The 22,348-nt window shown below is 68.1% G+C and carries 19 protein-coding genes; 5 read left to right on the forward strand and 14 right to left on the reverse strand.

Translation table 11 applies throughout. The features are described from left to right. Positions 1 to 712 (forward strand): 4-hydroxyphenylacetate 3-hydroxylase C-terminal domain-containing protein (locus tag IEW34_RS30305; RefSeq protein ID WP_210324521.1); only part of this gene is annotated, 712 nt, incomplete at its 5' end. 224 nt (positions 713 to 936) lie between these two features. Continuing rightward, the gene (locus tag IEW34_RS16865; RefSeq protein WP_188610387.1) at positions 937 to 3,255 is read left to right on the forward strand and encodes an acyl-CoA dehydrogenase family protein; all 2,319 of its coding nucleotides are present in this window, start codon (positions 937 to 939) and stop codon (positions 3,253 to 3,255) included. A 109-nt stretch (positions 3,256 to 3,364) separates the two neighbouring features. Here the strand turns inward: IEW34_RS16865 and IEW34_RS16870 are convergent, their stop codons facing one another. Beyond that, positions 3,365 to 3,745 carry a hypothetical protein gene (locus tag IEW34_RS16870; RefSeq protein WP_188610388.1) on the reverse strand — a complete coding sequence of 127 codons (381 nt, stop codon included), beginning with the start codon at positions 3,743 to 3,745 and terminating at the stop codon, positions 3,365 to 3,367. Positions 3,746 to 3,948: 203 nt separating this feature from the next. Between IEW34_RS16870 and IEW34_RS16875 the strand changes: the two genes are divergently transcribed. After that, positions 3,949 to 4,944, forward strand: coding sequence for an LLM class flavin-dependent oxidoreductase (locus tag IEW34_RS16875; protein ID WP_188610389.1), 996 nt, complete (start codon positions 3,949 to 3,951; stop codon positions 4,942 to 4,944). 130 nt (positions 4,945 to 5,074) lie between these two features. Here IEW34_RS16875 and IEW34_RS16880 read toward each other — a convergent pair whose 3' ends face one another. The 10 genes from IEW34_RS16880 to IEW34_RS16925 all read right to left on the reverse strand — a co-directional run bounded on the left by IEW34_RS16880 (position 5,075) and on the right by IEW34_RS16925 (position 15,644). Beyond that, on the reverse strand, positions 5,075 to 6,331 hold the full coding sequence (locus IEW34_RS16880; RefSeq protein WP_188610390.1) for an acyltransferase family protein: 1,257 nt from the start codon (positions 6,329 to 6,331) through the stop codon (positions 5,075 to 5,077). A gap of 70 nt (positions 6,332 to 6,401) precedes the next feature. Next, positions 6,402 to 7,166, reverse strand: a complete 765-nt coding sequence (locus IEW34_RS16885) for an SDR family NAD(P)-dependent oxidoreductase (protein WP_188610391.1) — start codon at positions 7,164 to 7,166, stop codon at positions 6,402 to 6,404. 34 nt (positions 7,167 to 7,200) lie between these two features. Further along, on the reverse strand, positions 7,201 to 8,034 hold the full coding sequence (locus IEW34_RS16890; RefSeq protein WP_188610392.1) for an SDR family NAD(P)-dependent oxidoreductase: 834 nt from the start codon (positions 8,032 to 8,034) through the stop codon (positions 7,201 to 7,203). 16 nt (positions 8,035 to 8,050) lie between these two features. Beyond that, the gene (locus IEW34_RS16895; RefSeq protein WP_188610393.1) at positions 8,051 to 8,863 is read right to left on the reverse strand and encodes an SDR family NAD(P)-dependent oxidoreductase; all 813 of its coding nucleotides are present in this window, start codon (positions 8,861 to 8,863) and stop codon (positions 8,051 to 8,053) included. Positions 8,864 to 9,173: 310 nt separating this feature from the next. Then, positions 9,174 to 9,401, reverse strand: coding sequence for a DNA gyrase inhibitor YacG (gene yacG, locus IEW34_RS16900; protein ID WP_188610394.1), 228 nt, complete (start codon positions 9,399 to 9,401; stop codon positions 9,174 to 9,176). A 169-nt stretch (positions 9,402 to 9,570) separates the two neighbouring features. Next, complete coding sequence (locus IEW34_RS16905; protein WP_244642043.1) at positions 9,571 to 10,215, reverse strand: Maf family nucleotide pyrophosphatase; 645 nt, start codon at positions 10,213 to 10,215, stop codon at positions 9,571 to 9,573. 252 nt (positions 10,216 to 10,467) lie between these two features. After that, the gene (gene pssA / locus IEW34_RS16910) at positions 10,468 to 11,361 is read right to left on the reverse strand and encodes a CDP-diacylglycerol--serine O-phosphatidyltransferase (RefSeq protein WP_188610396.1); all 894 of its coding nucleotides are present in this window, start codon (positions 11,359 to 11,361) and stop codon (positions 10,468 to 10,470) included. Between the two features lie 20 nt (positions 11,362 to 11,381). Continuing rightward, positions 11,382 to 12,080, reverse strand: coding sequence for a phosphatidylserine decarboxylase (locus IEW34_RS16915; RefSeq protein WP_188610397.1), 699 nt, complete (start codon positions 12,078 to 12,080; stop codon positions 11,382 to 11,384). Between the two features lie 321 nt (positions 12,081 to 12,401). Continuing rightward, positions 12,402 to 14,372: an ABCB family ABC transporter ATP-binding protein/permease gene (locus tag IEW34_RS16920; protein ID WP_188610398.1), complete on the reverse strand. Its 1,971-nt coding sequence runs from the start codon at positions 14,370 to 14,372 to the stop codon at positions 12,402 to 12,404. Positions 14,373 to 14,477: 105 nt separating this feature from the next. Beyond that, positions 14,478 to 15,644 carry a LysM peptidoglycan-binding domain-containing protein gene (locus IEW34_RS16925; RefSeq protein ID WP_194446523.1) on the reverse strand — a complete coding sequence of 389 codons (1,167 nt, stop codon included), beginning with the start codon at positions 15,642 to 15,644 and terminating at the stop codon, positions 14,478 to 14,480. A gap of 352 nt (positions 15,645 to 15,996) precedes the next feature. On the opposite strand from IEW34_RS16925, the gene IEW34_RS16930 reads away from it, so the two are divergent. Together IEW34_RS16930 and IEW34_RS16935 are read left to right on the forward strand one after the other, a co-directional pair. After that, positions 15,997 to 16,599 carry a TIGR00730 family Rossman fold protein gene (locus tag IEW34_RS16930; protein WP_280516309.1) on the forward strand — a complete coding sequence of 201 codons (603 nt, stop codon included), beginning with the start codon at positions 15,997 to 15,999 and terminating at the stop codon, positions 16,597 to 16,599. A gap of 250 nt (positions 16,600 to 16,849) precedes the next feature. Next, positions 16,850 to 18,106, forward strand: coding sequence for an ABC transporter substrate-binding protein (locus IEW34_RS16935; RefSeq protein ID WP_188610401.1), 1,257 nt, complete (start codon positions 16,850 to 16,852; stop codon positions 18,104 to 18,106). Between the two features lie 253 nt (positions 18,107 to 18,359). On the opposite strand, the gene cimA is transcribed toward IEW34_RS16935, so the two are convergent. The 3 genes from cimA to cysS are packed head-to-tail and all read right to left on the reverse strand — an operon-like array spanning position 18,360 to position 21,951. Further along, on the reverse strand, positions 18,360 to 19,955 hold the full coding sequence (gene cimA / locus IEW34_RS16940; protein ID WP_188610402.1) for a citramalate synthase: 1,596 nt from the start codon (positions 19,953 to 19,955) through the stop codon (positions 18,360 to 18,362). Continuing rightward, positions 19,952 to 20,461 (reverse strand): GNAT family N-acetyltransferase, encoded by a 510-nt coding sequence (locus IEW34_RS16945; RefSeq protein WP_188610403.1) that lies wholly within the window; start codon positions 20,459 to 20,461, stop codon positions 19,952 to 19,954. The genes cimA and IEW34_RS16945 overlap by 4 nt, the downstream gene beginning before the upstream one ends. Then, entirely contained in the window at positions 20,461 to 21,951 is a 1,491-nt protein-coding gene (gene cysS, locus IEW34_RS16950; protein WP_188610404.1) for a cysteine--tRNA ligase, read from the reverse strand. The genes IEW34_RS16945 and cysS overlap by 1 nt, the downstream gene beginning before the upstream one ends. Positions 21,952 to 22,348: the final 397 nt, after the last annotated feature.

Consider the following 22,348-nt stretch of genomic DNA (forward strand, 5'->3'; position numbering starts at 1 on the left):
CGTCTTCGACGACGTGTTCGTGCCGTGGGACCGGGTGTTCCTGGCCGGCGAGGTGCAGCTCGCCAGCCGGCTGGCCCAGTCGCTGGGCCTGTGGGAGCGCACCGGCGGCGTGATCGAAGCCGTGCGGATGTCGGAGCTGTTCGTCGGCCTTGCCCAGCTGGTGACGGAGATGCAGGGCAAGGAGAGCGACCCGGTCGCGCAGAACTCCATTGCCGAACTGATCACCTACGCCGAGATGCTGCGCATGTCGCTCGACTATGCCACTCGGCACTACGAGACGACGCCGTCCGGCATGGTTCACCCGAACACGCTCGGCATCAATGCAGCCAAGTACTACTACGCCGCCAACTACCACCAGACCGTGCGCTACCTGCACGACCTGGCCGGCGGCCTGGTGCTGACGCTGCCGCTGGAGAGCGACCTGCGCAACGAGGAGTCCGGCAAGTACATCCGCAAGTACCTGGCGACCAAGAAGAGCGTGGATGTCGAGACGCGCATGCGCGTCTACAACATGATCCGCGACCTCACCGCCGATGCCTACGGCGGCTGGCAGTTCGTCGTGGCGCTCCAGGCGGGCGGCGGCCTGCCGGCCCAGCGGCTGATGATGAACCGGCTCTATCCGATGCAGCAGGCGCGCGAGCGTGCCCTGGCGGCCTCCGGCGCCACCCGCCGCCCCGGCGACGGCTCGCACGCCAAGCTCGCGGCCGAGTGAGCCTCACGGTCGGCCCAGCCGACCGTTAAGGGCAAGTAGCAGATATGGCCGGGCCGCAGCCCGGCCATATCCATTTGACCGGCCGCCGTACCGGCGGCATCCGTCCGCCCGGCAAGGGGGGCTGTCGCCCCCTTGCCGACATGCTCTAATCTCATCGCGCAAGATGAATGGATGCGAAGTCCGTCGATGGTTCGGCTGGCCTGCGGCCGAACGAGGAGGATGCAATGAACGCCAACGTGGCCAAGTCCAATGACATGTTCCGCGAAGAGGTCCGCGCCTTCCTGCGCGACAACCTGCCCAAGGACCTGATCGAGCGTACCAAGACCGCCGTGCATCCGACGCGCGACGACATCCTCGGCTTCACGCAGATCCTCGCCAAGCAGGGCTGGTCGGTGCCCCACTGGCCGCGCGAATATGGCGGGCCGGGGTGGACGGCCATGCAGAAATACATCTTCGACGCCGAGCTGGTGGCCGCAGGCACGCCCGGCACCAACATCCAGGGCGTCGGCCTCGTCGGCCCGGTGGTCTACGCCTTCGGCAACGAGGCGCAGAAGCAGCGCTTCCTGCCACCGATCCGTGAAGGCAAGGTGTTCTGGTCGCAGGGCTTCTCGGAGCCCAACTCCGGCTCCGACCTCGCCTCCCTCAGGACGCGCGCCGTGCGCCAGGGCGACACCTACGTGGTCAACGGCCAGAAGATCTGGAATTCCCAGTCGATGATGGCCGACTGGATCTTCTGCCTGGTGCGCACCAATCCGGACGTGAAGCCGCAGCTCGGCATCTCGTTCCTGCTGGTGAAGATCGACCTGCCCGGCATCACGGTGCGGCCGATCCAATCGATCGACGGCGGCGAGAGCCTCTGCGAGGTGTTCTTCGACAATGTCGTCGTGCCCGCCGACTGCCTCATCGGGCAGGAGGGCAAGGGCTGGGACTACGCCAAGTTCCTGCTCGGCAACGAGCGCGTGGCCACCGCGGCCGTGCCGGCCAACAAGTGCAACCTGGCGATGCTGAAGGAGATGGCGCAGGCCGAGCGCAAGTGGGGCCGGCCGCTCGCCGAGAACACCGATCTCAAGAGCCGCATCGCCCGCGCCGAGGTCGACCTGCTGGCGCTGGAGGCCGGGGTGCTGCGCGCCATCGAGAGCGACAACGGCGATCCCGCGTTGCCATCGGTGCTCAAGCTGGAGGGCACGCGCCTCCAGCAGGAGATTCTCGGCCTGCAGGTGGAGGCGCTGGGGTCCTACGGCGCCGCCTATTATCCCGAACCCCACGAACGCGCCGGCGCCTATCTGCCGGGCCTGCCACACGGCGTCGACACGACGGCCGAGTTCCTGTTCATGCGCGCCGCCACCATCTACGGCGGCTCCAGCGAGGTCCAGCGCAACATCCTGTCGCGCCTGCTGCTGCGCGGCGAGACCAACGGGCAGCGCGACCTGAACGACGATCAGCGGCTCCTGGCGGAAAGCGTCGAGCGCTTCGTCCAGAAGCATGACGCCTTCGGCCACCGCAAGACACGGCCGTCGACCCCCGAGACGCTCCGGGCCACCTGGGCGACCTTCGCGGAGATGGGCTGGCTCGGCGCCGCCCTGCCGGAGGATGCCGGCGGACTGGGCGGCAGCCCGGCGGACCTCGCCATCATCGCCGAATGCTTCGGGCGCGGCCTCGTCGCCGAGCCCTTCCTCGGCTCGGCGGTGCTCGCCGGCACGGCCATCGAGCGGGCCGGCGGCGCGCGCGCCGGTGAGCTGCTGGGCGCGCTGGCGACGGGCGAAACCATCTTTGCCCTGGCCCACGACGAGCCGGAGGCACGCGGCAACCCGGCCTGGGTGACCACCAGCGCCCACGCCGACGGCGATGGCTTCGTACTCGACGGCTTCAAATGCCTGGTGCTCGGCGGCACCGTGGCCGACCGCTTCGTCGTGTCGGCGCGATCTGCCGGTGCCCCCGGCGACGAGAGCGGTCTTACCCTCTTCGTCGTCGATCGGGACACCCCCGGCCTCGCGGTGAAGAGCTACCGCACCATCGACCACCAGGCGGTGGCCGACGTGGAGCTGCAGGGAGTGCGCGTCGCCGGCGACGCCGTGCTGGGCAGCGTCGGCGGCGGCTTTGCCGCGATCGACGCGGCGTGGGCGACCGGCTCGGTCATAGCCTGCGCCGATGCGGTCGGAGCCATGGACAAGGCGCTCTGGATCACGCGCGACTACCTCAAGACGCGCAAACAGTTCGGTGCGCCGCTGGCCGATTTCCAGGCGCTGCAACACCGCCTCGCCGACATGTATGTGGAGCTGGAGCTGGCACGAGCGAGCCTCGGCCGCGGCCTGGAGGCGCTGGCGCTGGGCGACGCCAAGGCACGGCGGGCCGCCGTCTCCGCCACCAAGGCCCGCGTCGGTCGTGCCGGCTTCTTCGTCGGCGGCCAGGGCGTCCAGCTGCACGGCGGTATCGGCATGACCGAGGAGTACATCATCGGCCACTATTTCAAGCGGCTGCGGGTGCTCGATACGCTGTTCGGCGACAGCTACCACCACGTGCAGGCCTACGCCGCCGCAGCCTGAGCCAGGCGATCGCGATGGGCTGGTGATCGGGGGAGAGGCGCTCCGCCTTGAGGTGGAGCCCGTCTCTCCGGTCAGATGCAGCCGGATCGGGGGAGCGCCGGCCGTCGCCTCACGGCTTGCCGGCCTGGGCCGCACGCTCGGCGGTCAATTCATCGGCAATGCTGATGCCGGTGTTGGGGATGACCTGGATCGCGCGGTCATCCCACATCTCCTTCATCCACAGATCCTTGACGCAGGTGACCTCGAGCGGCGGCAGCCCGTGCAGCACGAGCCAGGCGTGGATGTGCGTGATCACGTCGCTGCGCAGCGGCTCCTCGACCGAGGCGCGCGCCGTGAAGATCTTCACCACGACACCGCGTGCCAGCCACTCGCGCACCCGCGCCATCATCGGCCCGATCGGCTCGCCCACATGCTCGATGCCGTGCCACGTATCGAAGTGGGCGAGCGTGCCGTCCAGGTCCACGCCGATCCACGGCTTCTTCTTGTCCATATCGCCCTCGCCCTGGCGCTCCGCGCACGAATATAACCGCCGGATGGCCGGCGCGCTCCAATCGGGTCCCATGGCCCCGCCCCGCGCATAAGGTGTATGTGCAAGGGCGGCCTTGCGCCAGCCGGCCGGCGCACTGATCTGTCAGCGCAGCAGCGGCGCGAGCGGACGGTCCGCATCGGCTGACAACAAGGGAAGTCGAACGCGTGGTGCCATTCTCCATTCTCGACCTCGCCTTCGTACCTGAAGGCCAGACGCCGGCCGATGCGCTGACCAACACCCGCGATCTGGCGCAGCACGCCGAGCGTTGGGGCTACAAGCGTTATTGGCTGGCCGAGCACCACAACATGGTCGGTATCGCCAGCGCCGCTACGTCGGTGGTGATCGGCTATGTCGCCTCGGCTACGTCGACGATCCGCGTCGGCTCCGGCGGCATCATGCTGCCCAACCACTCGCCGATGGTGATCGCCGAGCAGTTCGGCACGCTCGAGACGCTCTATCCCGGCCGCATCGACCTGGGGCTCGGCCGCGCCCCCGGCACGGACCAGCGCACCCTGCGCGCGCTGCGGCGCGATGCCATGGCGGCCGAGCATTTCCCCCAGGATGTGCTCGAGGTGCAGGCGCTGCTGGGCCCGCTCCAGGCCGACCAGGTGATCCAGGCGGTGCCGGGCACGGACACGCGCGTGCCGCTGTGGATCCTCGGCTCCAGCCTGTTCGGCGCGCAGCTCGCCGCCATGCTGGGGCTGCCCTACGCTTTCGCCTCGCACTTCGCGCCCGACGCCCTGATGCAGGCGCTGGAGGTCTATCGCGAACGCTTCGAGCCGTCGGCGCAGCTCGACAAGCCCTACGCCATGGTCGGCGTGAACGTCGTCGCCGCCGACACCGATGCCGAGGCCAGGCGGCTGTTCACCACGCCGCAGCAGCAGTTCACCAACCTGATCCGCGGCACGCGGGGCCGCATGCGGCCGCCGATCGACGACATCGAGAGCTATTGGACGCCGGCGGAGAAAGCGCATGTCTCCGGCATGCTCAGCTGCTCGATCGTGGGCTCGGCCGAGACGGTGCGGGGAGGCCTCGACGCCTTCATCGCCAAGACGGGCGCCGACGAGCTGATGGTCGCAGGCGCCATCTACGACCATCGTGCCCGCCTCAGGTCCTATGAGATCCTGGCAGGCCTTGGCGACGATCGCCGCGCCTCCTGAACCACGGGGCCTCTCTCCGATCGTGGGTGCGCACCGATCCGCTGACGCCGCCCGCCGGAGAAGGACCGACGTCCGCCGGCGCGGCGCCCACCGGCCAGGGCAGTTCGCGCGGACGCGGAATCTACGTCCGTTACGCGGTGTCGAGCACGGTCTGCGCGTCGGTGGACGCGCGCTTGCCGATGGTCACGACCCCGTCGCAGGCCGCCTGAGGGACCATCGCCTGAACCGCCTCGGATCGAGGGCGATCCGGCGCCGTGCTCGCGCGGCGTTGGCCGAGTGCCTGCCCGATCAAACGGCGCGCCCCACGATTGAGCGGCGTCTCGACCAGGAGGTGGAAGGCGCTCGGGACGACCAGCAGGGTGGCCACGAATATCGCCAGCAGCAACGGCCAGCCGCCAACCGACAGGATGCGATCGAAGCTGCCCGTCGTCTGCATGACGTAGATGACGGGAATGTGGAGCAGGTAGATGGCATAGGAGCTATCGCCCAGATGCTTTCCGAGGGCCAGCTTCCACATCCGGCCATTCAGCTCCAGGTAGATGAGGACATAATAGAGAAAGAAGAAACCGACTCCGAACCAGACGATGCGCCAAGCGGTCTGGCCGCTGATGCAGCCGAATGCGATGAGGCAGATCGCCAGCGGCGCCGCAAGCACCGCCTGGGACCGCGAGAGCCGGCCTTGCAACGCGATGTTGCCGAGCGCCATTCCGATGATGAACTCGGCATTGATCGGGTTGAGCAGCGCCGCTGATTGCGTCGGGCCGAGGACGCCGCTCCAACCGACTACCGCGTAAGCGGTAAGCGCGAGCAGCACGGCAAAAATGAATCCCCAACGGCCCGCGATGAGGATGCCGGCGAATGCAATGTAGAACAGCAGCTCGTAATAGAGCGACCAGGCCGGGAAGATGATCGCCGTATAGGCGTCTGGGTTCAACAACAGCAACGACGACCATACCTCGATCGGCTGATGCACCTGGTGTTGGATGCCCAACGTAAAATACTTGTATAGAAGCAGCGCAAGGGCAATCGGCAGGTAGCCGATGTAGAGACGCGCCAACCGCCGGAGAATGAACGGTGCAGGCGCCTCCTCGAGCCTCGACGTCCAGACCATCAGGAAGCCGGACAGCACGAAGAACGCATCGACGCCAGCATAGCCGGCATCGACGAGGCCTGCCAGGCCGACCGGACCTCCGTAGCCGACGAACGTCGGCTTGAAGTGGTAGAGGGCGACGCTGAGCGCAGCGAACGCCCGTACGTACTGCAGACTGTAGAGAACGCCGGGAGCGTCGGATCGCGGCGCACGAGGCGGCGTCGGATCCGAGCCTGCGCTCCCTGTCGTGCCGACGACCACACAATTGACTTGCGCAATCGTCGGCAGCGACGACATGGAGGCGCTCCTAGAGGGGTGCCGAGCGCGGCGGCCGGGTGACTGCTCCCGGAAGCCAGAGGCGCGTCATCTACCGGGGGGCCATGCGCAATGCGCCGTCGATACGGATGGTCTCGCCGTTCAGCATCGGGTTCTCGATGATGTGGAGCGCGAGCTTGGCATACTCGTCGGCCGTACCGAGGCGCGGCGGGAACGGCACGCTTGCGCCGAGCGCATCGCGGATCGGCTGCGCCAGGCGGCCGAGCAGCGGCGTGTCGAAGATGCCCGGTGCGATCGTGTTGACCCGGATTCCCCGACTCGCCAGGTCGCGCGCCGCCACCAGCGTCATGCCGATGATGCCGGCCTTCGCCGAGGCGTAGGGGATCTGGCCGATCTGCCCCTCGTAGCCGGCGATCGAGGCGGTGTTGACGACGACGCCGCGCTCCTCGTCCAGCGGCTCGGCCTTGGCCATGGCAGCGGCGGCCAGCCGCAGCACGTTGAAGGTGCCGATGAGGTTGATGCGGACGACCATCTCGTAGTGGTCGAGCGCACCGGGATTGCCGTTCTTGTCGAGGATGCGCAGGGCGCCGCCCCGGCCGGCGCAGTGCACGACCGCGCGCAACGGGCCGTTCGCCTCCGCCGCTGCGAACACCGCCTGCATGTCGCTCTCGCTCGTCACGTCGCCCGGCACGAAGCTCGCCGCGCCGCCGAGCTCCTTGGCGGTCTCGGCGCCCTGTGACGTCGGCAGATCGGCAATCACGACCTTGGCGCCGCCGGCGATCAACCGCTCGGCCGTCGCCCGCCCTAGCCCCGAGGCGCCGCCGGTCACAACCGCCGAAATTCCATCGATCTTCATTCCTGGTCCTTCTCGCTTCTTTCTGAAAGAGGCTCTATCGGCCGAATGCCTCGCGCATGGCCCGCAAGCTGTCCTGGTGAGGCGTGAACATGCGGCCGCCGATCATGCCGCCGTCGACGACGAGGTCGGTGCCGTTGACGAAGCTGCTGCGATCGGAGGCGAGATAGAGGGCGCACTGGGCAATGTCGTCCGGCAGGCCGGCCCGGGGAATCGGTTGCGCCTTGGCCATCGTCGCCTTCATGCCCTCCGCCAGGCGGTCGGCAGCCGCGGCCTCGACGCCCAGAGCTTTGGGCAGGATGCCGGTCGCGATCGTGCCGGGGGAGATCGAGTTGACGCGCACATTGTGCTCGCCGAGTTCCATGGCAACGCATTTCGTCAGGTGCAGCACGGCGGCCTTTGCGGCGCCGTAGATCAACGAACTCGAATAGCCGGCGAGGTGCGCGGCGATCGAGGCGTTGTTGATGATGCTGCCGGACCCCTGCGCGACCATCGGCGGGGCGACGTGCTTCATACCGAGCATCACCGAGCGGACCAGCAGCGCCATCGCCGCGTCGAAGCCATCGACCGGGATCGAGGCGATGCCGCCGGTCGGCGCCGGTCCGCCGGCGTTGTTGAACAGGCAGTCGACGCGGCCGAACCGCTGCAGTGTGCCGTCGACGACCTGGATCCAGTCGGCCTCGAGGGTGGCGTCGGCCTGGACGAAGACCGCCCGACCGCCGTGCCGCGCCGCGATCGCCTCGCCTTCGGCGCGGCGCCGGCCGGTAAACACGACATGGGCGCCCTCCGCCACGAAGAGGGCGACGGTCGCCTCTCCGATCCCGCTGGTCGCACCGGTTATGATGGCGACCTTATCCTTGACGAGGGGCATGGGTTTCCCCGCCGATCTACGCGTTGGCGCCGCGCCGCGGGCCAGGCCCGACCAGCCGCGCGCCGGCGTCGTAGGGCACGATCTCACCGGTCATGTAGCGGGAGCCCGTGCCGACGAGAAAGACGACCGCCTCGGCCACGTCCTCGGGCGTCGGGGCCGCTTGCAGCGGCATGGTGGCGCGAACGCCCTCCCGCAGTTGGTCGGCTGCCTGCTGGCCGGTGCCCTTCACGAACCACGGCGTATCCATATAGCCGGGACACAGGGCGTTGACGCGGATCAGCGGCGCCAGCGCGCGGGCCAACGACAGGGTGATGCCGTTGAGCGCCGCCTTGCTTCCCACATAGGCGATGGACGAGCCGATACCGGAAATGCCGGCGATCGACGAGACGTTGACCACGCCGGCCGGAGCCTGGAGGCGCCGACCGCCCTCCTCGAGCAGTCCGCGGGCGGCCCGGATCATCTGGTAGGGGCCGATGGTATTGACGGCGTAGATGCGCTGGAAGTCGGCGGCGGAGAGGCCGTCGAGATTGCCGTGGGCGACGTGCAACGTCGTGCCGGCGTTGTTGACGAGGCCGTCGAGATGCCCCCAAGCGGCAGCCTCGCCGACGATGCGGCGACAATCCGCGTCCTCCGCGACGTCGCCCTGGACCACGCGGACCTCCGCGCCGGCCTTGCGGCAGGTCTCGGCAGTCGCTTCCGCTGCCTCGCGGCTGGAGGCGTAGTTGAGGAGCAGGCGCGCCGCGCCGCGCTCCGCCAGCATGACGGCGCTTGCAGCCCCCAGACCGGACGCTGCTCCGGTGACCAGAATGGTCAGCCCTTCCACCCCCATATGCGCACTCCCCTGAACTCACCCGCGTTTTAGCGAGTGGTAGAGCATTTTGGGGAAATGTGAATGCGCTTTTCGCACCGGTTGCGATCGGTCCGCGCGTGCGCCGTCGCACCGCGGACTCGGCCGGGGATCCTTACGACGGAAGCACGGGCGGACGAGACGAGCCGCCGCCGACTGGGGAATCTGCCATGAGCGTCCGCAACGCCTTCTTCGCCGTCGTCGCAACCGTCACTTCCGCCCTGGTGCTGATCCCCTCGCTGACGCCCGCCATCGCAGGCTGACGCCGGCGAGCTCACCGGCCGGTCGCGCCTCAGTCGGCCTCCTCATCGGGCTCCGACGTTGCCGGGATCACATAAACGCCGCCCAGCCAGCGGTTGAGGTCGATATCGGCGCATCGCGCGGAGCAGAAGGGTCGATGCTCAGCCCGGACGGGCTTGCCGCAGATGGCACAGGGGCGCGCGCTGCGCTTGGACGGCGCAACCTCGGACTGATCTGGCGCGGCGAGGTGGCCGGCGCCGGCGACGGGATCGCTCTTCATCGCTCTCGGCCCTTTCGGTCGCTTCCGTTCATCTCATCAGCCTTGGAATCGGATGAGGGACGAGCCCAGTTCCATCGTCAGACGGCGCGCAGTGTGCCCGGGGCTCTGGAGCATGCCCGGACCGCCATCGTCAGATCGCGGACCGGACGGCCTGCCGGTGAGCACCCGCTCAAGCCGCCTCAATCCAGGTGAACCGGACGGGATAGCCCGCACCGGCGAGCAGATTCACTGTTTCGTAGAGTGGCAGGCCCACGACGTTCGTGTAGGAGCCGACGAGCTTGACCACGAACGTGCCGGCCAGCCCCTGGATGGCATAGCCGCCGGCCTTGCCGCGCCATTCGCCGGACCCGAGGTAACTCTCCAACTCGCCCCGTGAGAGGTTCTTCAGCCGCACCTTCGATTCGACGACGCGCTCACGTGCGGCCCCACCGGGACCGACGATGCAGACCGCGGTGTGGACATGGTGAGTGCGGCCCGACAGCAGCCGCAGGCACGCGGCGGCATCGTCGAGAAGCTCCGGCTTGGGCAGAATGCGGCGACCGACAGAGACGACGGTATCGGCTGCAAGCGTGATGATCTGTTCCGGATCGGGGCGCGACCGTGCGACTTCGCTCGCCACGCGGGCCTTCTCTTTGGCGACGCGCCGGGCATAGTCGCGCGGCCGCTCGCCACGCCGGGCGGTCTCGTCGATGTCCGCCGGCAGCAGCGCATCCGGCCGGATGCCTGCCTGCTCGAGGAGCGCCAGGCGCCGGGGCGACGCCGAGGCGAGCACCAGCGTGGGGCGCCACGCCTCGTCCGTCGCGGGCTCCGTCACTCCACGATACCTCCTTGCCGCGGACGCCGGCCGACCGGCGTCCTCCTTGCCTGTGTCGTGATCGGCGGGCGGGCCATCCGCGGCGGGCGAGCCACCGGGAAGCCAGCGCCGAAACCAGGGCGCTCCCTTCGCGGGCTCGAGGTTGCTACCATCGCTCATGGCATCCGATCCGAGATGCTTCGTAAACCGTAGCCGCCGCAGGTGTCATGGTGTGGCCTTGCGTTCGACATGCACTCGTCCTGCCGCGCCAGATCAGTCGACGCGCGGCTCGGCGGCATCGCCCGCACCGCCAGGGCGGTCCGCCGGCGGCGTGCGCTCGCTCGGCGCGCTGCGCTCCACCTGGCTCGCAACGGCCGCCTCGCGGCGCTCACGCGCCCTGTAGGCGGCAACGCCGAACGGAAAATAGGCGAGATAGGCGATCGTGAGCACGGCCAGCACCTCGAAGGTGAAGCTCGCGAGCAGCGCCACGACCAGGACGCAGGCGACGAACAGCGGCAGCACCCATTCGCGCGGAATGCGCCGGCCGAACGTCTTGCCCGCAAAGGTCGGTAGATTGCTCACCATCAGGAAGGCGATGGCGAGCAGGTAGACCATGATGACCGGAGCCATGTGCTGCGTCGGCAACCCGAGCAGATGCAGATAGACCGGCAGCAGGGCGGAGATGGCACCGGCCGGCGCCGCGAGGCCCACGAAATAGTCCTTCTTCCACTCGGGCCGAGCGGGATCGTCCAGCGAGACGTTGAAGCGAGCGAGCCGGAGCGCCGCGGCGACCGTGTAGACCAGCGCGACGATCCAGCCGATCGAGCGCAACTCATCGAGCGTGAACGTGTAGAGCAGCAACGCCGGCGCCACGCCGAAGTTGACGAAATCGGCCAGTGAGTCGAGCTCGGCGCCGAACCGGGAGGTGCCCTTCAGAAAGCGGGCCACGCGCCCGTCGACACCGTCGAGGATGGCAGCGATGACAATGGCGATGACCGCGGTGTCGAGCTTGCCCTCGATGCCGAGGCGAATGGCGCTCAGCCCCAGGCAGAGCGCGAACAGGGTGATGACATTGGGCACCAGCACCCGCAGCGGCACCGGCTGAAAGCCGCGCCGCCTGGGCTCCTCGCTGCCGTCCGGGGCGAAAGGCGGAAACAGATCGCTCATCGTGGGCACAGATCCCCGTGTCACTCGGCGTGGAACGCCCGCGGCGGCTCGCCGCCACGCAGGTCCGCCAGCACCGTTTCGCCGGCGACCGACCGTTGGTTCAGCCCGACGATCGCATGCACGCCGGCGGGCAGGTAGACATCCACCCGCGAACCGAAGCGGATCAGGCCGAAACGCTCGCCCGCCGACACCGTATCACCTTGACGGACGAAGCCGACGATGCGCCGCGCCACCAGCCCGGCGATCTGAACCACACCAATCGGTACCTCGCCGGCATCGATGACCATGCCACTGCGCTCGTTGTCCTCGCTCGCCTTGTCCAGATCGGCGTTCAGGAACAGCCCCGGCGTGTAGACGATGCGGGTGATGCGGCCGCTGACCGGAGCCCGATTCACGTGCACGTCGAAGACGTTCATGAAGATGGAGATGCGCAGCATCGGTGCGTGCCCCAGTTCCAGCTCCGGCGGCGGCAGGACCTCGGCGATGCTGCTGATGCGGCCGTCCGCCGGGGCGACGACGAGGCCGTCGCGCAACGGCGTGACCCGTGGCGGATCGCGAAAGAAGAAGCAGACCCACAGGGTGATGATCGCGCCGATCCAGCCCAGGGGCCCCCAAAGCTGGCCCAGCACCACGGCGATGGCCGCCGCGATGGCGATGAAGGGGTACCCCTCCTTGTGGATCGGGACGAGGCTCTCCCGGATCGACGTGACGACAGACATGCGAGATCCTTGCCGTGCGAGCGCTCCTGGAGCCTTTCCCGATCAGATGGATCATCTGATCGGTTAGAAATGCTCCAAGTCTCTGAATCTGGGGCGCTTCTCCTTGATCGGGTATTTCCACCCGATCAAGGAGAAGCGCTCTGGCGCGCTTTGGGGTTGGGTGGACTCTCCCAAGCCCAAGGAAGCGTCCCGGATGCCAGAGCGCACGATATGTAGCCAAGGATGGCGGCGATGTCCCCATCCGCATGGCACCCAAACACGCGGCCGCGACGTCGCGGCCGTTCGACCGCCGCGCAAGGCCTGCCAAATCGGGCGAGCCAGTCAGACGGCCGCGCTCGCCATGTGCTCCAATTGTGACGCCGGCGAGCCGTCGGCGCCAGCACGGGCGTCAGTGAACGTCTCGTCGAGCGCGGCCTCGCTCTGCTTCAGCGTCTCGCGTGCCGCCTCGGCCTGGCGCTGCCTGCTCCAGAGCGCGGCGTAGATCCCCTGCCGCGCGATCAAAGCCGGATGGCTGCCGCGCTCCACCACCCGCCCCTTGTCGAGGACGAGGATCTCATCGGCGTTGACCACCGTGGAGAGCCGGTGGGCGATGACCAGCGTGGTGCGGCCGCGGCTGATGCGCTCGAGCGCATCCTGAATCTCCCGTTCGGTGAAGCTGTCGAGCGCCGACGTGGCCTCGTCGAGGATCAGGATGGGCGGCGCCTTGAGGATGGTGCGGGCGATCGCGACGCGCTGCTTCTCGCCGCCCGACAGCTTCAGGCCGCGCTCGCCGACCGGCGTCTCGTAGCCCTGCGGCAGCGAGGCGATGATGCGGTCGATCTGGGCCAGACGCGCCGCCGCCTCGACCTGGTCCTTCGTCGCGTCCCAGCGCCCGTAGCGGATATTGTAGGCGATGGTGTCGTTGAACAGCACTGTATCCTGCGGCACCATGCCGATCGCCGCGCGCAGGCTCGCCTGCGACACGGCCGCGATGTCCTGGCCGTCGATGGTGATGCGTCCAGAGCTCGGCTCGTAGAAGCGGTAGAGCAGCCGGGAGATGGTCGACTTGCCGGCGCCGGAGGGACCGACGATGGCCACCGTGCGGCCGGCCGGCACCTCGAAGCTCACACCCCTTAGGATCTCGCGACCGGGGACGTAGCCGAAGCGCACATCCTCGAAGCGCACGGCACCGTCCGCCACCGCGAGCGCCGGAGCACCGGGACGATCCTCGATCTCGGGGTGCTGCGCCAGCACGGTGAACATCTGCTCGATGTCGATCAGCGCCTGCTTGATCTCGCGATAGATCATGCCGAGGAAGTTCAGGGGGATCGACAGCTGGATCAGCATGGCATTGATCATGACGAAGCCGCCCACCGTGGTGTGACCCGCCATCACGTCCCTGGCCGCCAGCGCCATGGCCGCCGCGAGCCCGAGCGTGAAGATCACCACCTGGCCGGCGTTCAGCACGGCGAGCGAGGTATAGGTCTGCACACTTGCCTGCTCGTAGCGTGCCATCGACCGGTCGTAACGCTCGGTCTCACGCGCCTCGGCGCCGAAGTATTTGACCGTCTCGAAGTTGAGCAGGGAATCGACCGCCTTGCTCTGCGCCTCCGTGTCGGAATCGTTCATGCGGCGGCGGATCGAGATCCGCCATTCGGTGGCACGGTAGGTGAAGCCAAGGTAGGCGACGATCATGACGATCACGATGGCCGCATAACGCCAGTCGAACTGAAGGTAGAGCACGGCCATGACCAGCGCGAATTCCACGATGGTCGGCAGCAGCTGCAGGACGAACAGGCGCGTCAGTTCCTCGATGCCGGTGCGGCCGCGCTCCAGCACGCGCGTCAGGCCACCGGTCTTGCGCTCCAGATGGAAGCGCAGGGACAATTGGTGCATGTGCGCGAAGGTCTGCATGGCGAGCCGCCGCACGGCAGCCATCGCCACCTTGGCGAACACCGCATCGCGGATCTGGGTGAGCACCGCCATCAGGACGCGCGTCGCGCCGTAGATCAGTGTCAGCGCGACGGGTGCCTGCCAAAGCCAGGCATGGTTGCCGGACGCCAGCGGCGCGTCGCCCGCCAGCGCATCGGTCGCCCATTTGAAGGTGTAGGGCATCCCGACGGTAACGAGCTTCGCCGCCAGGATGAGGGCGGTCGCCACGTAGATGCGGAGCTTGAGGTCGCGCCGATCCGCCGGCGGCCAGATGAAGGGCCAGAGCCGGCGGCCGGTGGAGATCAGGTCGCCGCCCGGGCCGCGCCGAGCGCCGCCCGCCGGCGGGCCCTTGTCCAGCGCGCCGTTTGTCGCCAATGACATCAGAACGTTCCAGGGGAAAAATCGTCTCTTATATAGGCGTGGTACAGCTGCCATGCACCCCGCCGCGCCCGCGGGGGCCGCATGCGCGCGGCGACCAGGACCGTCTCAGAGCCGGCCTTCGCTCGGCAGTACGAATACCTGGCCGGGATAGATGCGGTGGGGGTTGGCGATCTGGTCCCGATTGGCCTTGTAGATCGTCGTGTACCGCTGCCCGATGCGGTAGACCTCGCGGCTGATGCGCCAGAGGCTGTCGCCGCGAGCGACCATACGAGTGTTGACGCCGTCAACCACGGTGCTGGCGTCGGCCTCGCGGTCGGCCCGGGCAGGGGCCACCGCCGGCGCTCCGAACGCCGTCGTCGCGCTCTCACCGTTTTCGCTCTCTATGCCGTGACCGTCGCGCCCGAGTGGCCGGGCGGCGACCGCGGCGGGCATGGTGAACGGCACTTCGGCGCGCGAGCGTACCTCGCCGATGCCGCGCGTGACGTCGTCGAGGCGCACGCTGTAGGATCCGGGCTTGACGCCGCCCTTCACCGCGAAGCTCACCTGACCGTCGCTGCGCGCGACGGCGGAGGCGAGATAGGCGTCGTTGAGATAGAGCCGGACCGAGGCGCCCGGCGGCGCCCGGCCGACCACGAACAGGCTGCCGTTGGCCTCCGCCTCGGCCAGCTCGATCGTGATCGGCGCGGCGGTGCCGTTCGACGAGGGCTCGGCCAGCGGGTTGGACAGCAGCGCCGTGGGCTTGCCCGGGGTGACGAGGGCCACCAGCGGCGGCCCGCTCGGCTTGACGGTCACGCCGACGATCTGCGACGACGCGCGGCGCGCGCCGCTGCTCGTGCGCGCCCGCAGCGTGAGCTCATACTCGCCGACGGGCAGCGCCGGCGTCGTGATGGCGAAGGCGCCCTCCGCATCGGCGACCGCCCGCTCGACCACCACGCCGTTGCGCAGCAGCTCGACCGTCGACCTCGGGGCGGCGCGTCCGGCGATGACCGCTTCACCATTGGGCTCGACGCGGACGACATCGAACACCGGCTGTGACGGATCCGGCGCACCGGCCGCGGCTGGCGGCGGAACGGTGAGGGCGCCGCCGGGCGCAGGCTTTGCCGTGGCCGCGGTAGAGGGCTGCGCTCGCATCCCGTCCACACCGACAGAGGAGCGGAGTGCCGCGGGCCACGGCAGATGCGGCCGCAGCGGCCCCAGCGCCAGGATGGCGGCGGCGAACCCCACCATGGCCAAAATCACCAGCGCTGTTCTGTCCCACCGTACAGCTGTCATCGAGAAGCGCTTTGATTGCTCGTGCGTTGTGTCGGGATTCGATCCCGGGCCCTGCGTTTCAGGTCTGGAACTCGCGATCAAGTTTCTGATTCTAGTACTTTTTCTGGTTTGAAGCGGTGCCTGCGAATGGTATGAAGCGGATCGGACCGGTCACACTGACAGTCCGCTCGAGAGCGCATTCACCTTAGCGTCGTCCACGCCTTCTCCCAAGACGGCCGGGCGCCCCACTTTAGAACATGATCTCATGCATGGATTGTGAATGAGGTTTATAGACAATACGCATAAAGCGGCACTGCCCTCCCCTTCCCAGACCCATCCCGGAGCGCCAGCGGCGCCCGACGCCGCGGCTGCAATCAAATCCGTTTGCGTTTACTGCGGCTCCGGCACGGGACGGCACCCGGACTTCATGGAGGCGGCGCGCACGCTGGGCCGCCGCATGGCCGAACAGGGGCTCGCCCTCGTCTACGGAGGCGGCAACATCGGCCTGATGGGCGAGATCGCCCGATCCGTGATCGATCACGGTGGCCACGTCACCGGCATTATCCCGGAGTTCCTGAAGGCCCGCGAGGTCATGCTGCAGGACGCCCAGGAGACCGTCGTCGTCGCCGACATGCACACCCGCAAGCGCATGATGTATGAGCGCGCCGACGCCTTCGTGGCGCTGCCCGGCGGTATTGGCACCCTGGAGGAGCTCATCGAGCAGCTGACCTGGGCCCAGCTCGGACAGCACAGCAAGCCGATCCTCGTGCTCAACACCCGGGGCTTCTGGCGGCCGCTCCTCGTTCTCGTCGAGCACATGCGCGACAATGGTTTCATCCGGCCCGGGCTCGAGGTCAGCTACGGCGTGGTGGACGATGTCGAGGATGTCATCCCGGCGCTCAAGGCCCAGGCCAACGGCATGGCCTACGCGGGCCGTGAGGGTCGGACCGACCCGCTGATCGGCCAGCGCTTCTGAGGCAGGCGCACGCGGCGGGCCGCTGGCCGCCCGCGGCGATTGGTATCATGGCGGAATCGCCGGCGTGGGCGGGAAGGCGCTTCACAAAGCTTGCCCGGCCGCTCTATTGCGCTGTCCGCGCCGGCCCGGCCCCTTGCGGGCCGCCGGGCGCCCTCATCCCCCAGCCGTCTTGCGCCTTCCGATCGCTGAGCCGGCGGCCAGCTCTGCGGAATACGCGTTGGATACGGAATTCGCTTTCGGGAGTACGCTCATGAGATCGCTGCTGACGCGCTGTCTGGCGCTCGGCCTCGCCGGCCTGGCGGCCACCGCCGGGGCACAGGCACAGGATGCGGCCAAGCCGGTCGCCATCGCCGTCTTGAATGACAAGAGCTCGGTCTTCTCCGACGCGGGCGGCGTCGGCTCCGTCATCGCGGCCCAGCTCGCCATCGACGATCTCGGCGGCAAGGTGCTCGGACAGCCGGTGAAGCTGCTTGCGCCCGATCACCAGAACAAGACCGACCTCGGCGCCTCGCTCGCGCGCCAGCTCTACGACCAGGAGGGCGTCGACGCCCTCTTCGACATCGGCAATTCGGCGATCTCGCTAGCCGTGCAGGATATCGCCCGCGAGCGCGGCAAGATCGTCGTGCACTCGGGCTCGGCGACGGCCGAAGTCTTCGGCAAGGCCTGCTCGCCGACCGGCGCGATGTGGCTCTACGATACCTACTCGCTGGCGCAGGGCCTTGCCCGGTCGATCGTCGAGCAGGGAGGCAAGACCTGGTACTTCATCACGGCCGACTATGCCTTCGGTCACGCCATGCAGAACGAGGTGACCAAGATCGTCGACTCGCTCGGCGGCAAGGTCGTGGGGTCGGTCCGCCATCCGGTCGGCACCATGGACTTCTCGTCGTTCCTCCTGCAGGCCCAAGGTTCGGGCGCCCAGATCGTTGCGCTCGCCAACGCCTCCGGCGATACCGTCACCAGCCTGAAGCAGGCCCGCGAGTTCCAGGTCGGCGAAGGCGACCAGAAGCTCGCCGTGCTGATCTTCTATCTCACCTCGGTCCACTCCCTCGGCGCCAAGGCCACCCAGGGCGTGCAGTACCTGACCGGCTACTACTGGGACAACGACGACGCCAGCCGCGCCTTCGGCAAGCGTTTCGCCGAGAAGCACGGCGGGCGCATGCCGACCCAGGCGCAGGCGGCGGTCTACAGCGCCGTGCGCCACTACCTGCGCGCGGTGGAAGCTGCCAAGTCCCACGATGGGCTGACCGTGATGCGCAAGATGAAGGAGATGCCGGTCGACGACTTCTTCGCCCCGGGCGCCACGGTTCGCCCCGACGGCCGGCTCATGAACGACATGCTGCTCGCCGAGGTGAAGGCGCCCGAGGACGTGAAGCAGGGCTGGGATCTGCTGAAGATCAAGCAGAAGGTGAAGGCGGCGGACATCATGCGCCCGATCGCCGATGGCGGCTGCACCCGCCTCGATCCGCCCCAGGCCGCGGGCACCGCACCGGCGGCACCGGCGAAGTAAGCGTGCCCTGTCCCGCCGGCGAGCCGGCGGGACATTCTCTTGTCAGGAGCTGCCCGCCGGCGAGCCGGCGGGACATTCTCTTGTCAGGAGCTGCCCGCCGGCGAGCCGGCGGGACATTTTCTTGTCAGGAGCTGCCCGCCGGCGAGCCGGCGGGACATTTTCTTGTCAGGAGCTGCCCGCCGGCGAGCCGGCGGGACATTCTCGTCAGGAGCTGCCCGCCGGCGGGCCGGCGGACTCGCGACGAACCTGACGATTAAGCGGTCGCGCCGCTTTTCACCAGCTTGTAGGTGATGCTGTCGGTCAGCGCCTGGAATGAGGCGTCGATGATGTTGGGGCTGACGCCCACGGTCACCCAGCGGTCCCCGGTCTCGTCGCCGCTCTCGACCAGTACCCGCGTCACGGCATCGGTGCCGCCCTGGAACACGCGAACCTTGAAATCGACGAGGCCGAGCCCCTTGATCAGCGGCTGATATTTGCCGAGATCCTTGCGCAGGGCCACGTCGAGGGCATTGACCGGGCCGTTGCCCTCGCCCACAGAGATCAGCTCCTCGTCGCCCACCTTCACCTTGACCACGGCCTGGGCCACGGTCACCAGCTCGCCGAGTGCGTTGTAGCGGCGCTCGACGTTGACGCTGAAGCGCTCCACGTCGAAATAGCGCGGCACCTCGCCCAGGACACGCTTAGCCAGCAGGAAGAAGGACGCGTCGGCGCCTTCGTAGGCATAGCCCTGCGCCTCCTTGTCCTTCACCTCGTCGAGCAGACGGCCGATGCGGCGGTCGTCCTTGTCGAGCGGAATGCCGATCCGCTCCAGTTCGGCCAGGATGTTGGACTTGCCCGCCTGGTCGGACACCAGCAGCCTGCGCTCGTTGCCGACGCTCGCGGGATCGACGTGCTCGTAGGTCCGCGGGTCCTTCAGCACGGCTGAGGCATGGATGCCGGCCTTGGTCGTGAAGGCGCTGGCGCCCACATAAGGGGCATGGCGGTCCGGCGCCCGGTTGAGGATCTCGTCCAGCGTGCGAGAGACGTGTGTCAACTGCCGCAGCCCCTCATCGGTGACGCCGATCTCGCAGCGCTCCGCATAGTCCCGCTTGAGCTTCAAAGTCGGGATCAGGCTCACCAGGTTGGCGTTGCCGCAGCGCTCGCCCAGACCGTTGAGGGTGCCCTGGATATGGCGCACGCCGGCGCGGACCGCCGCCAGGGAGTTGGCGACCGCGCAGCCGGTATCATCGTGCGCATGGATGCCGAGATGGTCGCCGGGCACATGCTTGCAGACCTCGGTGACGATGCGCTCCACCTCCTCCGGCAGCGTGCCGCCATTGGTGTCGCATAGCACCACCCAGCGGGCGCCCGCCTCCCAGGCCGCCTTGGCGCAGGCCAGCGCATAGTCCGGATTGGCCTTGTAGCCGTCGAAGAAATGCTCGCAGTCGAGCAGCGCCTCGCGCCCCCGCGCCACGGTCAGACCGATGCTGTCGCGGATGCCTTCCAGATTGTCGTCCAGCGAGATCTCGAGGGCAACGTGCACCTGATAGTCCCAGCTCTTGGCGACGAAGCAGATCGCGTCGGCGCTGCTGTCGAGCAAGGCGGCGACGCCCGGGTCGTTGGCGGCGGAACGCCCCGTCCGCTTGGTCATGCCGAAGGCGGTGAAGCGGGCGGCGACGGTGCGGCGATCGCTGAAAAATTCGGTGTCCAGCGGGTTGGCGCCGGGATAGCCGCCCTCGACATAGTCGAGGCCGAGCTTGTCCAGCATCGCGGCAATGACGCGCTTGTCGTCGAGCGAGAAATCGACGCCGGTCGTTTGCGCGCCGTCGCGCAGGGTGGTGTCGAACAGGTAGAGGCGGTCGCGCGTCATGAGCGTTTCGTCCCGGTCTCGTTGGCCGCCAACTGCTTGCGCATGGCGGTTCGGCCCAGCCATTCACCACCGCGCTGCACCGTTTCGCGATGGAGATCCTGGTAGCCGCGCTTCTGAAAGAACCCGCGGGCGGTATCGCTCGCATCGGTCGTCAGGCTGGTGGCGCCGCGGGCCCCGGCCAGCTTCTCCAGGGCTTCGAGCAGCTGGCTCGCCACCCCTTGCCCCGCGACCGCCGGATGCACGTAGAGGTATTCGACGTGGTCGTTGCCCCTGAGGGCGGCAAATCCCATGGGCGATCCGCCGATCACGCCGACGAGCGTCAGCATGCCTGCCAGATGCTCGCCGAAGGCGGCCTCGTCATCGGCGGCGGAGGCCCATGCCTCGCGCTGGGCCTCGTCGTAGTCGTCCGCCGCGATCTCGTCGATCGCCGTCCGGAAGATGGCCGCCAGCGCCGGCGCGTCGGCGGGCAGAAAGGGCCTGAGGCCAGTTTTGAACGCCTGTCCCATCAGCGGTGCCCTCCGCGCGCCACATCCCACGTCGTGGTACCGTCCTTGTTGTCCTTGAGCACGATGCCGGCGGCCGAGAGCTCGTCCCGGATGCGGTCGGACTCTCCCCAGTTCTTTGCCGCGCGTGCCTCGGCGCGCCTCTCGATCCAGGCTTCGATCTTCCGGCGATTCTCCGGCGTCAGATCCGCCTTGGGATCGAAGGCGCTCCCGCTTGGGGAAAAGCGGGACGCGTTGAGCAGCCCGAGGAATTGCAGGCCCGCCTTCAAGGCGCCGAGCTGTCCCGTCTTTCGCAAGCCGTGCAGCGCCGCGATCGCCTCGGCCGTATTCAGGTCGTCCTCTAGCGCGAGCAGCATCGGCTCCGGGGGCTGGGCGGCCGGGACGATCTCGCCGAAGCCTGCGGCGTCATGCCAGGCCATCAACGTCGCCTCGGCCTCCTCGAGCGCCCTCACGGTCCAGTCGATGGGCTGCCGGTAGTGCGCGCGCAGCATGGCGAGGCGCAACACCTCACCCGGCCACGAGCGGCCGCCGAAGGTGTCCGTCGTCAGCAACTGGCGGATGGTGACGAAGTTGCCGAGCGACTTCGACATCTTCTGGCCTTCCACCTGCAGAAAACCATTGTGTAGCCAGTAGTTGGCCATGCGCGGCGTCTCCAGCGCGCAGCAGGTCTGGGCGATCTCGTCCTCGTGATGGGGAAAGACGAGGTCGATGCCGCCGCCGTGGATATCGAACACGGTCGCCTCTGCGGCCTCGCAGCGCAGACGGCCGGCGAAGGCATCGACCAGATGCTTCCACGACATGGCCGAGCACTCGATGTGCCAGCCGGGGCGTCCATCGGCGGCAATGCCGCACGGCGATGGCCAGCCCGGCTCGCCCGCCTTGGAGGGCTTCCACAGCACAAAGTCCATGGGATCACGCTTGTAGGGCGCCACCTCGACGCGAGCGCCGGCGAGCATCTCGTCGAGGCTTCGGTTGGACAGCGCGCCGTAACGCGGCACGCCCTCGAGCCGCCCCATGGCTGCCACGCCGAACAGCACGTGATCCTCGGCCACGTAGGCCACATCGCGGGCGACGAGCCGCTCGATCAGCATCACCATCTCGGCGATGTGATCGGTGGCACGCGGCTCAACGGTCGGCGCCAGCACGCCGAGCGCGGCAATATCCTCGTGAAAGCGCGCCGCCGTCGTCTCGGTCAGCGCGCGGATGGTGATGCCGCGCTCCGCGGCCCGCGCGTTGATCTTGTCGTCCACGTCCGTGATGTTCCGGACATAGGTGACGTGTTCGGCGCCATAGATCTGGCGCAGCAACCGGAAGAGAACATCGAAGACGATGATCGGCCGCGCATTGCCGATATGCGCGTCGTCGTAGACGGTCGGCCCGCAGACGTACATGCGCACGTTCGCGGCGTCGACCGGATGGAACGCATCCTTCGTCCGCGTCAGCGTGTTATGCAGGCGGATCGCCCGCGAACCGGCACTTGGATCAACAGACATGGCGTCTTCCTGGCCGCGGGCCCGGAGGACGTTCCGATTTCAGGTGATTGAAACGAAGACGGCTCCAGCCAGCGGTGTCGCTAGCGGATGATAATCGAGATCGCGCAAATGATGCGGGCCGTCGTCATGGGCGTCTTTTGCGCCCGCCGCTGCGGTCCGTCAAGGGCCTGCGCGCGCCCTGGACGAGGCGCACCATGGCAGAAATAGCACGCCTCGCCGGACATTGATCAAAGCGATCGCTTTAGACGTTCGGATGGCTTGCGCCGGCGCCCGCCCGATGAGAAAGAGCCCCATATCGGGAGCGGTCCGGGTACGACCCGCGAACGCGGCGGCAACATTTACGGGAGCTGAGCGTTGATACGGCACCGCCGGTTGCGGTGATCGTCGGCGTTCGCCT

The sequence above is a fragment of the Chelatococcus reniformis genome, assembly GCF_014640075.1.
In the GTDB taxonomy this organism is placed as follows: domain Bacteria; phylum Pseudomonadota; class Alphaproteobacteria; order Rhizobiales; family Beijerinckiaceae; genus Camelimonas; species Camelimonas reniformis.